The organism is Enterobacter sp. UPMP2060 (genome assembly GCF_053709655.1).
Map to the genome: position 1 here is coordinate 152,784 of NZ_JBSKJQ010000005.1, position 13,035 is coordinate 165,818.

Annotated in this window: 11 protein-coding genes and 1 pseudogene; 3 read left to right on the forward strand and 9 right to left on the reverse strand. The window is 57.2% G+C overall.

The window, feature by feature from the left end:
* Positions 1–265: 265 nt before the first annotated feature.
* A complete protein-coding gene (locus ACWKXN_RS13065; RefSeq protein ID WP_028015691.1) occupies positions 266–1,129 on the forward strand; it encodes a nucleoside-specific channel-forming protein Tsx in 864 nt (287 codons plus the stop codon).
* Positions 1,130–1,240: 111 nt separating this feature from the next.
* Here ACWKXN_RS13065 and ACWKXN_RS13070 read toward each other — a convergent pair whose 3' ends face one another.
* From ACWKXN_RS13070 to queA, 7 genes are all read right to left on the reverse strand, one after another.
* Positions 1,241–1,921, reverse strand: coding sequence for a helix-turn-helix transcriptional regulator (locus ACWKXN_RS13070; protein ID WP_039263922.1), 681 nt, complete (start codon positions 1,919–1,921; stop codon positions 1,241–1,243).
* Between the two features lie 14 nt (positions 1,922–1,935).
* Entirely contained in the window at positions 1,936–2,301 is a 366-nt protein-coding gene (locus ACWKXN_RS13075; protein WP_033144761.1) for a VOC family protein, read from the reverse strand.
* Positions 2,302–2,443: 142 nt separating this feature from the next.
* Positions 2,444–3,415 carry a protein translocase subunit SecF gene (gene secF / locus ACWKXN_RS13080; RefSeq protein WP_033144760.1) on the reverse strand — a complete coding sequence of 324 codons (972 nt, stop codon included), beginning with the start codon at positions 3,413–3,415 and terminating at the stop codon, positions 2,444–2,446.
* A 10-nt stretch (positions 3,416–3,425) separates the two neighbouring features.
* Entirely contained in the window at positions 3,426–5,273 is a 1,848-nt protein-coding gene (gene secD, locus ACWKXN_RS13085) for a protein translocase subunit SecD (protein ID WP_071884810.1), read from the reverse strand.
* Between the two features lie 27 nt (positions 5,274–5,300).
* Positions 5,301–5,633: a preprotein translocase subunit YajC gene (gene yajC, locus ACWKXN_RS13090; protein WP_003859109.1), complete on the reverse strand. Its 333-nt coding sequence runs from the start codon at positions 5,631–5,633 to the stop codon at positions 5,301–5,303.
* A 22-nt stretch (positions 5,634–5,655) separates the two neighbouring features.
* Entirely contained in the window at positions 5,656–6,783 is a 1,128-nt protein-coding gene (tgt, locus tag ACWKXN_RS13095) for a tRNA guanosine(34) transglycosylase Tgt (RefSeq protein ID WP_003859110.1), read from the reverse strand.
* A 53-nt stretch (positions 6,784–6,836) separates the two neighbouring features.
* A complete protein-coding gene (queA, locus tag ACWKXN_RS13100; RefSeq protein ID WP_039263914.1) occupies positions 6,837–7,907 on the reverse strand; it encodes a tRNA preQ1(34) S-adenosylmethionine ribosyltransferase-isomerase QueA in 1,071 nt (356 codons plus the stop codon).
* A gap of 92 nt (positions 7,908–7,999) precedes the next feature.
* Between queA and acpH the strand changes: the two genes are divergently transcribed.
* Together acpH and ACWKXN_RS13110 are read left to right on the forward strand one after the other, a co-directional pair.
* The gene (gene acpH / locus ACWKXN_RS13105) at positions 8,000–8,581 is read left to right on the forward strand and encodes an ACP phosphodiesterase (protein WP_029741678.1); all 582 of its coding nucleotides are present in this window, start codon (positions 8,000–8,002) and stop codon (positions 8,579–8,581) included.
* Positions 8,582–8,708: 127 nt separating this feature from the next.
* On the forward strand, positions 8,709–9,311 hold the full coding sequence (locus ACWKXN_RS13110) for a peroxiredoxin C (protein ID WP_045887918.1): 603 nt from the start codon (positions 8,709–8,711) through the stop codon (positions 9,309–9,311).
* Between the two features lie 43 nt (positions 9,312–9,354).
* Here ACWKXN_RS13110 and ACWKXN_RS13115 read toward each other — a convergent pair whose 3' ends face one another.
* Both ACWKXN_RS13115 and ACWKXN_RS13120 read right to left on the reverse strand, forming a co-directional pair.
* On the reverse strand, positions 9,355–11,271 hold the full coding sequence (locus ACWKXN_RS13115; protein WP_454543909.1) for a DUF3999 family protein: 1,917 nt from the start codon (positions 11,269–11,271) through the stop codon (positions 9,355–9,357).
* Positions 11,272–11,418: 147 nt separating this feature from the next.
* Positions 11,419–12,963 (reverse strand): annotated as a pseudogene (locus ACWKXN_RS13120) (DUF2339 domain-containing protein); the annotation flags it as partial.
* Positions 12,964–13,035 lie beyond the last annotated feature (72 nt).

Here is a 13,035-nt window from a genome sequence, read left to right on the forward strand (position 1 = left end):
CTCCCTTTAGCGGAGTGAAATGTCACTCCGCTAACATTTACATTTCGTATGGATTGGCAACATAAATGATTGCCGCTACAATCCCGCCCGTTTAAAGTACGCAAACGTGAACGCAATCGATTACGCGCGTGAGAGATATGTGAAACAACACATATTTTTGTGAGCAGGGATTCCTATAATAGGCACCGCAGAAACACGAAATATTTAGAAACGCAATTCGCGCATTTTTCACTCCCGGAAGGGAATTTCAATCAGTGGCATGATTATGAAAAAAACATTACTCGCAGCCGGCGCCGTGCTGGCACTTTCTTCCTCTTTCACTGTTAACGCAGCGGAAAACGATAAACCACAATACCTCTCCGACTGGTGGCACCAGAGCGTTAACGTGGTCGGCAGCTACCACACGCGCTTTTCTCCAAAGCTGAACAACGACGTCTACCTGGAATACGAAGCGTTTGCTAAAAAAGACTGGTTTGATTTCTACGGCTACATCGATATTCCTAAGACCTTTGACTGGGGCAACGGCAACGATAAAGGTATCTGGTCAGACGGTTCCCCGATGTTCATGGAAATCGAACCGCGTTTCTCTATCGATAAGCTGACGGGCACTGATCTGAGTTTTGGTCCGTTCAAAGAATGGTACTTCGCCAACAACTATATCTACGATATGGGCGATAACAAAGGCAGCCGTCAGAGCACCTGGTACATGGGTCTGGGTACAGACATCGATACCGGTCTGCCTATGGGACTGTCCCTGAACGTGTACGCGAAATACCAGTGGCAGAACTATGGCGCTTCCAACGAAAACGAGTGGGATGGCTACCGTTTCAAAGTGAAATACTTTGTGCCAATCACTCAGGTTTGGGGTGGCCAGCTGACCTACATCGGCTTCACCAACTTCGACTGGGGCTCAGATCTGGGTGATGACAAGAACCGTACCAGCAATTCTATCGCGTCCAGCCACGTTCTGGCTCTGAACTACGATCACTGGCACTACTCCGTAGTCGCGCGTTATTTCCATAATGGCGGCCAGTGGAAAGGTGGAGATACCGTGAACTGGGGTGATGGTGACTTCACGTCAAAATCAACCGGTTGGGGTGGCTACCTGGTTGTAGGTTATAACTTCTAACCTTGTGGTGGGTGCCGGGTGGCGGCTACGCCTTACCCGGCCTACATAACCGGTAGGCCCGTGCAAGCGCAGCGCCGCCGGGCAAAAAAAGCCAGCTCAAGCGCTGGCTTTTTACTGCTTAACCTTCCGCAAAAAATCCGCCAGAGACCTGTCCGCACTCTCGCTAAACCGCCTCTCCGTCTGCACAATATTGAGACAGCGGTCGAGCCGGAAACAGCGATAGTCGTCGCGCCGTTCGCACCACGCCGCCAGCAGCCAGCGCTCCCCCCAGAAGAACAAGCCCAGCGGCTGAACCTCGCGCTTTGAGAGCTGTCCGGCTTCATCACGGTAATGCAGCGCCAGCACGCGCTGGGCGGAAATCGCCTGATGGATCCTGTCAAAATCGCTGCGGGAGTGGCTTTGCATGCAAAAATCCGGGGCGTAGATCCGCGTCTGCTCCGCCTTTCGACGACTTTCCTCGGGCAGGATAGCCAGCACCTTCTCCTGAGCCGACTCCAGCTCGCGCGAAAGCGATTCCCCTCCCCAGGTTTTGAGCAGGCGAATCGCGACGATCAGCGCCTCTGACTCCTTATTTGTCAGCATCAGCGGCGGCAGGTCAAAACCCGACATCAGCCGATATCCGCTCCCCGCCTCACCTTCCACCGGCACGCCGGAAAGCGACAGATCGCGGATATCGCGGTAGACCGTGCGCTCGGACACGCCAAGCCGGTCCGCCAGATGCGCTGCCGTTGTCAGACGCCTGCCCCGCAGGATCTGCACAATCTGAAACAAACGGTCAGCGCGTCGGGTCATATCTTATTCCGCTCTCAGGCAGGTTGATGGAGGCCGACGCGGTTACCCTCGCTGTCGGTAAACAATGCGATAGTGCCAATGCCATGCGGCAGTTCCAGCGGGCCAAACACGCACTCGCCGCCCGCAGAGGCGATGCGATCGAGCGTGGCCGCCAGATTGTCAGTATGCAGGTAGATAATAGCGCCCTGCAAAGACGGTGTAACGCCGTCAAATTTTGCCAGCGCCCCGCCGGTATACGGATCCTCATGCGGGAAAACGGCCAGCTCCGCACAGTCCATTTTCTCGCGACGCAGCGCGAGCTGCATCACCGGCTCATAAAATTTGATGGCGCGATCCATATCCGCGACCGGAATTTCAAACCAGTTAATGACGCTTTTCATACATCCTCCTGCCTGTTGTTTGGGTTCAGAAGGAGTCTACGACAGGCCTCCTGACAGCATACTGTCAGGAGTGTTTGTCAGGAGCAGATAAAAAAAATCCCGGTCAACAGACCGGGATTTCGATAACGCGCTAAACGTCGCCTTACGGCAGAATGGACGGCTGATCCGCCCCTTCTTTCTCGACTTTCTGCTGGAGCAGGTGCTCGCGCTTCATGCCGAGTTTCAGTGCCAGAGCGGATGCGACGTAGATAGACGACGCCGTACCGATGGTGACACCGATCAGCATGGTCAGCGAGAAGCCTTCCAGTACCGGACCACCGAAGAGGAACAGCATCAGGATCACCATCAAAGTGGTACCGGATGTGATCAAGGTACGGTGCAGCGTCTGGGTCAACGACACGTTAAAGATTTCGTACGGCGTACCGCGACGGATCTTACGGAAGTTTTCACGGATACGGTCAGATACCACGATACTGTCGTTCAGTGAGTAACCGATAACGGACATCAGGGATGCCACAATCGTCAGGTCAATCTCAATGTGGAACAACGACAGTATGCCCATGGTGATCACCACGTCGTGCGCCAGAGCGATAACCACACCGGCCGCCAGTCGCCACTCAAAGCGGAAACCGACGTACACCAGGATGGAGATCAGCGCTACCAGCAGCGCCATCGCACCGGTCTGCGCCAGGTCAGCACCCACGCTTGGGCCGACGAACTCAATACGCTTGACCGCCGCGTTCTGGCTGGTTGTTTCGTTAATCACGCTAACAACCTTACTGCCCAGCTCCTGGCTGCCGTTGGCATCGTGCACCGGCGGCATACGCACCATGATGTCGCGGCTGCTGCCGAAGTTCTGCAGCAGCGGCTCTTCAAAGCCCGCTTTCTGCAGCGATTCGCGCATCTGGTCCATATCGACCGGTTTTTCCAGGGAGATCTCGATGACCGTACCGCCGGTGAAATCCAGACCCCAGTTAAAGCCTTTCACGCTCATAATGCCGATGGACAGAATCAGCAGGAAACCTGAAATGCCGAAGGCCCAGTAGTCCCAGCGCATAAAGTCCCAGACTTTACGGCCGTGGTTCAATTGTTCAACAGTATATTCCTGTGCCACAACGCACTCCTCAGATAGACAGCTTTTTGACGCGCTTGCCGCCGTACAGCAGGTTCACGATGGCACGGGTGCCGACAATAGCGGTAAACATTGACGTTGCGACACCGATACCGGTTGTAATCGCAAAGCCTTTGATCGCGCCAGTACCCACTGCATACAGGATAAGAACCTTAATCAGTGTTGTTACGTTCGCATCGAAGATGGAGCTGAACGCGCCTTTATAGCCTTCGTCAATCGCCTGCTGAACAGAGCGACCGTTGCTCAACTCTTCTTTGATACGTTCGTTAATCAGTACGTTGGCGTCGACCGCCACCGCAAGGGTAAGAACGATACCCGCAATGCCCGGCATGGTCAGCGTCGCCCCCGGCAGCAGGGACATAATGCCGATGATCAGCACCAGGTTGGCGATCAGCGCGGAGGTCGCAATCAGACCAAACTTCTTATAGAAGAAGATCATGAAGAGGATTGAGACCACCAGACCGGCCAGACACGCTTCCAGACCCTGCTGGATGTTTTGCATACCCAGAGTTGGACCAATGGTACGTTCTTCAACAATCTGAATTGGCGCAATCAGCGCACCGGCACGCAGCAGCAGAGAAAGCTGACGCGCTTCGTTCGGGTTGTTGATACCGGTAATACGGAAGCTGTTACCCAGACGAGACTGGATGTTGGCGATGTTAATCACCTCTTCCTCTTTCACCAGCACCGCACGACCGTTTGCATCTTTCTTACCGCTGTCTTTGTACTCCACGAACAGGGTCGCCATCGGTTTGCCGATGTTGTCCTTGGTGAAGTTAGACATGATGTTACCACCCGCGCTATCCAGCGAGATGTTAACCTGCGGCTGGTTGTATTCGTCCTGGCTCGAGGTGGAGTCGGTGATATGGTCACCGGTCAGAATCACGCGTTTGTACAGCACAACTGGCTGACCTTCGCGGGTCTGTTTCACTTCGGAGTCACCCGGAATACGCCCTGCGGCGGCAGCGGACTGATCGACGTTGGAGTTCACCAGACGGAATTCCAGGGTTGCGGTCGCACCCAGAATCTCTTTCGCACGCGCGGTATCCTGGATACCCGGCAGTTCAACCACGATACGGTCAGCCCCCTGACGCTGTACCAGCGGCTCAGCCACGCCCAGCTGGTTTACACGGTTACGCAGAATGTTGATGTTCTGCTGAACGGCATATTCACGCGCTTCTTTCAGACGCGCATCGGTCATCACCGCGCGCAGCTGGTTGCTGCCCTGAGAGGTGATCACCAGGTCACGGTGACGTTGGGTCAGGTAATCTACAGCCTGATCGCGCGCCGCGCTGTCGCGGAACGTGATGCTCATGCCGTAGTTATCTTCTTTACGCACGGTGGTGTAAGCGATGCCTTTATCACGCAGATCGCTGCGCAGGCTGTCGATATTCTGTTCCTGCAGCTTGCCAAGCGCGGTATCCATATCCACTTCCATCAGGAAGTGAACGCCGCCACGCAGGTCAAGACCGAGTTTCATTGGCTCTGCTTTCATCGCAGCCAGCCAACGCGGGGTTGCAGGGGCAAGGTTAAGCGCCACGACGTATTTGTCACCCAGCACGCCCATCAGCGCTTCGCGAGCGCGGAGCTGCGTGTCGGTGGTGTCGAAGCGAGCAAGAATTGCACCCTCTTCCAGAGCCACAGACTTAGCGGTAATTTTTTCTTCTTGTAACGTTTTCTGGACCTGGATCAGCGTTTGCTCACTGGCGGCGACACCGCGCGCGCCAGTGATTTGAACAGCCGGATCCTCACCATACAGGTTGGGAAGCGCGTACAGCAGGCCGACGAGAATCACGACGACCAGCATGATGTACTTCCACAAAGGATAACGGTTTAACACGGCAGTTCCCTTTGGGAAAAGTTGGGATTACAGCGCCTTCATGGTGCCTTTCGGCAGAACGGCAGCTACGAAGTCACGTTTGATGACCACTTCAGTGGTGTCGTTCAGGGCGATAGCAATGTAGCCGTTTTCAGCCACTTTGGTTACGCGACCCACCAGACCACCGTTAGTCAGTACTTCATCGCCTTTCGCAATGGAGTTCATCAGGTTTTTGTGCTCTTTGGTGCGCTTCTGCTGTGGACGCAGGATCATGAAGTAGAAGATCAGACCGAACACAACCAGCATCAGAATCAGAGACATCGGGCTGCCCTGCGCTGGAGCACCTGTTGCCGCTACCGCATCAGAAATAAAAAAGCTCATTCAAATTCCCTCATTATTAAAATTAATCAACGTTCAACGGTGGAACATCCCGCCCCTGACGTTGGTAGAAATCGGTCACGAAGCTCTCTAATTTACCCTCTTCGATAGCCTTACGTAAACCAGCCATTAAGCGCTGATAATAACGAAGATTATGAATGGTATTGAGACGCGCGCCCAAAATCTCGTTGCAACGATCGAGATGATGCAGATACGCGCGAGAATAATTGCGACAGGTATAGCAATCGCACTCGGAATCGAGCGGGCTGGTGTCACTCTTATGCTTCGCGTTACGGATTTTCACCACGCCATCGGTAACGAACAAATGGCCGTTACGCGCGTTGCGGGTTGGCATGACGCAGTCGAACATATCAATGCCGCGGCGTACGCCTTCAACCAGATCTTCTGGTTTACCCACGCCCATCAGGTATCGTGGTTTATCCGCCGGGATTTGCGGGCAGACATGCTCCAGAATGCGGTGCATGTCTTCCTTCGGCTCACCCACAGCCAAACCGCCGACAGCGTAGCCATCAAAACCTATCTCTACCAGACCTTTAACAGAGATATCGCGTAAATCTTCGTAAACGCTGCCCTGGATAATGCCGAACAGCGCATTTTTGTTCTGCAGGGAGTCAAAACGGTCACGGCTACGCTTCGCCCAGCGCAGAGACATCTCCATGGAGCGTTTTGCGTAATCCCAGTCGGCCGGATACGGCGTACATTCGTCGAAGATCATCACGATGTCAGAGCCGAGATCGTACTGAATCTCCATCGATTTTTCGGGATCGAGGAAAATCGGATCGCCGTTGATCGGGTTACGGAAGTGTACGCCCTGCTCGGTGATCTTGCGGATATCGCCCAGGCTGAAGACCTGGAAGCCGCCGGAGTCGGTCAGGATTGGGCCTTTCCACTGCATGAAATCGTGCAGGTCGCCGTGGAGCTTCATGATCTCCTGACCCGGACGCAGCCACAGGTGGAAGGTGTTGCCGAGGATAATCTGCGCGCCAGTGGCTTCTACTTCTTCCGGCGTCATCCCTTTTACGGTGCCGTACGTGCCCACAGGCATAAACGCGGGGGTTTCCACCACGCCGCGATCAAACACCAGGCGACCGCGACGCGCGCGGCCATCGGTGGTATCGAGTTCAAATTTCATTTTTTCTCCGACGTCAGAAAAACAGTCCAACGTTGTAAAACGGTGCCGCGGACTTATTCCCCGACACGCTCATTCAAAGCCAGCGGATTGTACGTGATAAACATCGCGTCCCCGTAGCTAAAAAAGCGATATTTTTGTTCTACCGCAGACTTGTAGGCCGCCATCGTGTTCTGATAACCGGCAAATGCCGACACCAGCATAATCAGCGTTGATTCAGGCAGATGGAAGTTGGTCACCAGCGCGTCAATCACTTTGTACTGATAGCCCGGATAGATAAAGATCTGTGTGTCGCCAAAGAACGGCTCGATAAGATTGCGCTTCGCCGCCTGCGCGGCGCTCTCGAGTGAGCGCACGGACGTTGTACCGACCGCCACGACGCGGCTACCGCGCGCTTTCGCCGCCAGCACCGCGTCCACCACATCCTGAGGCACTTCGGCATACTCAGAGTGCATGATGTGATCTTCAATGCTGTCCACGCGCACCGGCTGGAAGGTTCCCGCGCCGACGTGCAGCGTCACGAACGCCATCTCCACGCCCTTCGCGCGCAGTTTCTCCAGCAGCGGCTCATCAAAATGCAGGCCCGCGGTCGGCGCAGCGACGGCGCCAGGCTTCTGGCTGTAGACGGTCTGGTACAGCTCGCGGTCGGCCTCTTCGTCCGGACGCTCAATATACGGCGGCAGCGGCATGTGGCCGATGGCGTTCAGGATATCGAGCACCGTACGCTCGTCGTCGAACGCCACTTCAAACAGCGCATCGTGGCGCGCGGTCATGGTCGCTTTGATGCTCTCATCATCGCCCAGCAGCAGTTCAGCGCCCGGCTTCGGCGCCTTAGACGCGCGAATATGTGCCAGAATACGTTTATCATCGAGCATACGTTCGACCAGCACTTCAATCTTGCCGCCGCTGGCTTTACGGCCAAACAGGCGCGCCGGGATCACGCGGGTATTATTAAAGACCAGCAGATCGCCAGGGTTGAGCTTGTCGAGCAAATCGGTGAAAGTACCGTGCGTCAGCTCGCCCGTTGGCCCATCCAGTGACAGTAAGCGACAGCTGCTGCGCTCAGGCATGGGATAGTGAGCAATCAGGGATTCAGGTAGTTCAAAGGAGAAATCGGCGACGCGCATGACGTATACTCGTGACTTAAAAACAGGCGGCATAGTCTAGTGCTCACACCCTTTTGCTGCAACAACTAGCCGCCCTCGGACAAATAAAACGCATGAATTTTCTCGCTCACCTGCATCTCGCTCACCTCGCTGACAGCTCCCTGTCCGGCAATTTGCTGGCCGATTTCGTACGCGGCAACCCCGCTGAGGACTATTCCCCGGAGGTTGTCGACGGGATTTTCATGCACCGCCGCATCGACGTGCTGACTGATAAGCTGCCGGAAGTGACGGAAGCCAAAGCGTGGTTTCGCCCTGAAACGCGCCGCGTTGCGCCGATCACGCTCGACGTGATGTGGGATCACTTTCTGTCGCGCCACTGGGAACAGCTGTCGCCGGAGATGCCCTTGCCGGCGTTTGTGCGCTATGCCCACCAGCAGGTGTCGATCATTCTGCCCGACTCGCCGCCGCGCTTTGTGAATCTGAATAACTATTTATGGTCGGAACGCTGGCTGGAGCGCTATCGCGAGATGGATTTCATCCAGAACGTGCTGAACGGGATGGCGAGCCGCCGACCGCGACTGGATGCGCTGCGGGATTCCTGGTATGACCTGGATGAACATTACGATGCCCTGGAAGCGCGTTTCTGGCAGTTTTACCCGCGGATGATGGTGCAGGCGAAAAACAAACAGCTCTGACAGAATTCACATTGATAGGTAAAAGCTGGCGGAACGATTGTCACCACCTCTTTGTCTTATCCATGAACACTCTCTATACTGGCTCGCGTTGCGTTCCAAATAACCTTAGTATCTACAGGAGAATCATATGGTTCTGGTAACTCGTCCGGCTCCGGATTTTACAGCTGCAGCAGTTCTGGGCAACGGTGAAATCGTTGAAAACTTCAACTTCAAACAGCACACCAGCGGTAAAGCGACCGTTCTGTTCTTCTGGCCAATGGACTTCACTTTCGTTTGCCCGTCTGAGCTGATTGCCTTCGACAAACGTTATGAAGAATTCCAGAAGCGTGGCGTGGAAGTTGTTGGCGTCTCCTTCGACTCTGAATTTGTACACAACGCATGGCGTAACACCCCTGTCGACAAAGGCGGCATCGGTGCGGTGAAATACGCAATGGTTGCGGACATCAAACGCGAAATCCAGCAGGCTTACGGTATCGAACATCCGGACGCTGGCGTTGCGCTGCGTGGTTCCTTCCTGATCGACGCAAACGGCATCGTTCGTCACCAGGTTGTGAACGATCTGCCGCTGGGTCGTAACATCGACGAAATGCTGCGCATGGTTGACGCGCTGCAGTTCCACGAAGAGCACGGCGAAGTGTGCCCGGCTCAGTGGGAAAAAGGTAAAGAAGGCATGAACGCGTCTCCAGACGGCGTTGCTAAATACCTGTCTGAGAACGTATCCAGCCTGTAATCGGCACGGTTTACGAAAAAGGCCCGCTTATGCGGGCCTTTTTTTATGCCTTACGCTGCGTCTCTCGCCAGATGCGCCAGGCCATGCCCGCCAGCAGAATCACTCCCGCAATCAGCACGCCCCATACCAGCAGCGTGTTCATCCTGCTCTCCCGCTCGGCCGCAGAGGTAGCGGTCAGACGCCCCTCGCCGCCTAACGCGACATCATCCAGAATGTCGGCCTGCGGCAGGTTCGCCATATCATAAGTCTTGCGCAGGTCGGCCGGGATCAGCATGCCGGGCTCCACGCTGGCAGGCTTCGCGGCGCCGTTGCCCCAGGCGAGTACGTACGGCGCTTTCCCCTGCGCGTTGAACACCAGGTTATAGCGGTCGCGATGTCCCGTGACGCCCGGCAGGTATTCTGGCAGACGCGCATTCAGCGTCGTGATTTTCACGGCCTGCACCAGCCCCCCGTTAAGCGAAACCGGTGGTGACGTTTTTCCCTCAAGACGGTAAAGGACCTCTTTCTTCAGAGGATGCCATGCGTCTTTTTCCGTACTCCGCCACGCGATCTCCACGGGAAGGACGCCATCGCCATTCAGTGAGATGCTGACAGCACTCAGCGGCTGCGGGCGCGCCCAGTGCCACTGCGCTTCGCTTGTCGATAGCTGCTCCACTTCGCCCTCAAGGTCGACCGCTTCGGGGGCTGCCTGCGCAGGTGCGCTGATTGCGTTTACGCCGGTCAAGGTTATCCCCTGGCTCTGCGCATTCAGCACCACCATGAGATAGCGATTCGCATCGGGAGATAAAACCGTATCGGTATCGATCCGATCGAGCTTAAGACGATCCTGACCGCTGACGACGTCCAGCAATGGCATATCCTCGCGCAGGGTATACCAGCGCTTAAGATCCTCGCTGTAATAGACCGACGCCGTTCCCTGCCACGGCGTCTGCGGGGTATTCCAGAGCAGCTGCAGCTGGGATATAGCGATCTCGCCCGTCGCCTGTTCCGGCAGGGTCAGCAGATAATGTTGCCCGGCTGCGGCGGCTTTTTGCCCCTCCAGCACAATCTCAACGCCGCTTCCGGAACGAAGCAGGATCTTATCGCTATCACCGGATCCTCGAGAAGCCGCAAGCGGCGAGGCGTCCAGCGGGAAAAGGCGCAGCGCGGTGGATTGCGCTGGCACCTGCGGACGCGTCGCGCTGACCAGGCTGAAGGGAACCGCCTCGCCCGACTGGTTAAAGACGCGGACATCATGCAGATCCGGCGACGTGCTTTGCTCATAGACGGCGAGCGGCAGCATCACCCGATACCACTGGGAAGGAACAGACGTATCCAGTGAAAGACCAAAGGCATAGTCCCGGGGCGATTCCGTTTGTCCCTCGTCGCAGAACGCCGGGCCGGAAAACGCCATCATCGCGACGGCAGGCCACGGGCGGGCCTGCGAGAGCCACGCCGGGTAGTAGCGATCCACCGCCCGATAAAAGACCACCAGCCCCAGCAATGCGAACGCCGCGCCTTCCTCAAGCGGATTTATCAGCGGCAGCCAGGTCTGACGATAGACCACGCCGTCCTGGAAATTGGTCACCACCAGCAGTACCAGCAGCGCCACGACCACGGGGATCGGTGCCAGGCAGGCGTAGAGCGCAGGCCACTCCCGGAACGGCCACCCGCGACGCCGTACGGCTGCAGAGAGTCCCATAATCACCCCGCCGCCTGCTGCCATCGCCAGTCCGCTGCCCCAGGCCGCCATGCCCCACGGCAGCGACCGGGCAAACCAGTAAAGCTCCGCGGCCAGCGCCAGCAAAATCATCCAGAACAGCGACAAATGCAGCCCCATCGCGATGCGCGGCAGGAGTCTTTCACCGTCGCGCCGCAGCAGCATCAGCGCGGCAGGAAGCGCAACGCACCAGGCGAGATTTGACCAGCCGGCGGCAACGATCTGCTGGTGCCAGAGCTGATAACCCACCATCAGCAGCATAACCGGCCACAGCAGCCATTTGCTGGCATCCAGCTCCCGCCACGTCAGACGAGCAGCCGCCTGCCGCCAGCCCCAGACCGACGCCGCCGTCAGCGCCAGCACGCCCGCCAGAATCGGTAATTCCTTCGTCAGTGCCAGCTGTGACGCGCCCAATAGCGCCACGAGCCAGAACAGCAGCCCGCCTGCCAGCAGCGCCCGGCTGACCGGCAGAAAGAGAGTCCGCCACAGCCAGGCCGCAGCCAGCCAGCAAAGGCTGAGGATGGTGAAGATCAGCAGCAGGCTCAGGGACGTAACGCCGTTCGTCTGCGCCCACAGCGCGCTGCCGAGCGCCAGCACCAGCAGCACCGTCCCGCTATAGCTCATGCGACGCTGGTTCTGCTGTACGCCCAGCCAGAGGATACCCAGCCCTTCCAGCGCCCAGGCCATCGCCGTCCAGCGCGCCGACAGCGCCAGCGGAATGGCGAGCGTGGCAAATCCGCCGCCGATGGCCAGCGCCGCCATGACCAGCGGTCGTCCGATGGAGGGATAGCGCCGCAGCGCAAGGAACGCGAGGGTAAGATAAAATGCGCCGTAGCCCAGCGCGCTCAGGGCCGGTCCATACTCCCAGTGCCGGGTCATGCCGTACTGCATCCCGAAACCGATCAGCGGCGGGGCAAACAGCAACACGCCGTCGATAATCTGCTTCCCTTTCTCCTGCGCCCGCAGCGACAGCGCCACGCTCAGGACGCCGAATATCAGCGCATTGGCAATCAGGAACAGCTGGCAGATCCAATAGTCTTCAGGCTGGTAGTCATTCAGCCCCCACAGGCCGCCCACGCCGAACGTAAACAGCAGCCCGAGCAGGTTCAGCTCGCGCCAGTGCTGCCAGATGCTGATAGCGAGAATCCCGATGGAAAGCAGGAGATAGAATGAGAACAGCGCCACAAAGCTGCCGCCCCCGGTGGACAACAGCAGCGGCGCAAGATACCCGCCGAGGCTCGCCAGCATGGCCAGGCTCAGCGCCTTCTGCAGCACCGCCAGCCCAACGCTCGCGGCGCAAATCACCACCAGAAGCGCAAAGGCCAGCGTCATCGGCAGCATTTGCCAGAGCCGGAATGCGCCAAACACCGTCAGGTAGAGCACGCCGGTCGCCCCGCCCTGGAGGATCAGCGCATAGACACGCTGCTTATGCCGCAGCCGCCACCCCACCGCCAGCAGAACGATGGCAAACAGCGCCGTTGCCACGAGGCGCAGCTCAAGTGGGAACAGGGAATGTTCAACGGTATAGCGCAACAGGAATGAAAGACCGAGGAAAAGCAGCAGGATCCCAAGCTTCGCCAGCGGATTACCCTGCATAAACCAGCGCGCCAGCGACGTCAGGATACCGCCAAAGGCAGAAGGCTGTTTTGCCGCAGGCGTCGGGGCCGGAGCGGGTTCTGCCACGGCTGCGGGAGTATCGGAACGCCAGGGGTCGACAGGCGCGGAAGCATCCTCAACCACCGGCGCGGTCACAGCCACTGGCGCGGTGGCCTGCGCCGGCTCTGGCGCTATTTCATTCGCGCCGCGCTGCTCAAGCGCCTCAATGCGCTGGCGTAGCCGGGCGATCTCCTGTCGCGCCGCCGTACTTCGATTAAAGCCAATAACCGCAAGCACGGGCGCAACCACCAGCGCAAAAACCAGGAACAAACAGCCAAGGATGTAAAGCTCGTCCATGTTTCCACCTTCACCGTAAACGATCCGTTAAGATTGACACAAATAGTTGCATTTGCGCCATCTTAAAAGGTG

Excerpts from the sequence above, each read along its gene's own strand:
- acpH (WP_029741678.1), top strand. The coding sequence starts at position 8,000 with ATGAATTTTCTCGCTCACCTGCATCTCGCTCACCTCGCTGACAGCTCC.
- yajC (WP_003859109.1), bottom strand. The coding sequence starts at position 5,633 with ATGAGCTTTTTTATTTCTGATGCGGTAGCGGCAACAGGTGCTCCAGCG.
- queA (WP_039263914.1), bottom strand. The coding sequence starts at position 7,907 with ATGCGCGTCGCCGATTTCTCCTTTGAACTACCTGAATCCCTGATTGCT.
- ACWKXN_RS13070 (WP_039263922.1), bottom strand. The coding sequence starts at position 1,921 with ATGACCCGACGCGCTGACCGTTTGTTTCAGATTGTGCAGATCCTGCGG.
- ACWKXN_RS13110 (WP_045887918.1), top strand. The coding sequence starts at position 8,709 with ATGGTTCTGGTAACTCGTCCGGCTCCGGATTTTACAGCTGCAGCAGTT.
- ACWKXN_RS13065 (WP_028015691.1), top strand. The coding sequence starts at position 266 with ATGAAAAAAACATTACTCGCAGCCGGCGCCGTGCTGGCACTTTCTTCC.
- ACWKXN_RS13075 (WP_033144761.1), bottom strand. The coding sequence starts at position 2,301 with ATGAAAAGCGTCATTAACTGGTTTGAAATTCCGGTCGCGGATATGGAT.
- tgt (WP_003859110.1), bottom strand. The coding sequence starts at position 6,783 with ATGAAATTTGAACTCGATACCACCGATGGCCGCGCGCGTCGCGGTCGC.
- ACWKXN_RS13115 (WP_454543909.1), bottom strand. The coding sequence starts at position 11,271 with ATGCTGCTGATGGTGGGTTATCAGCTCTGGCACCAGCAGATCGTTGCC.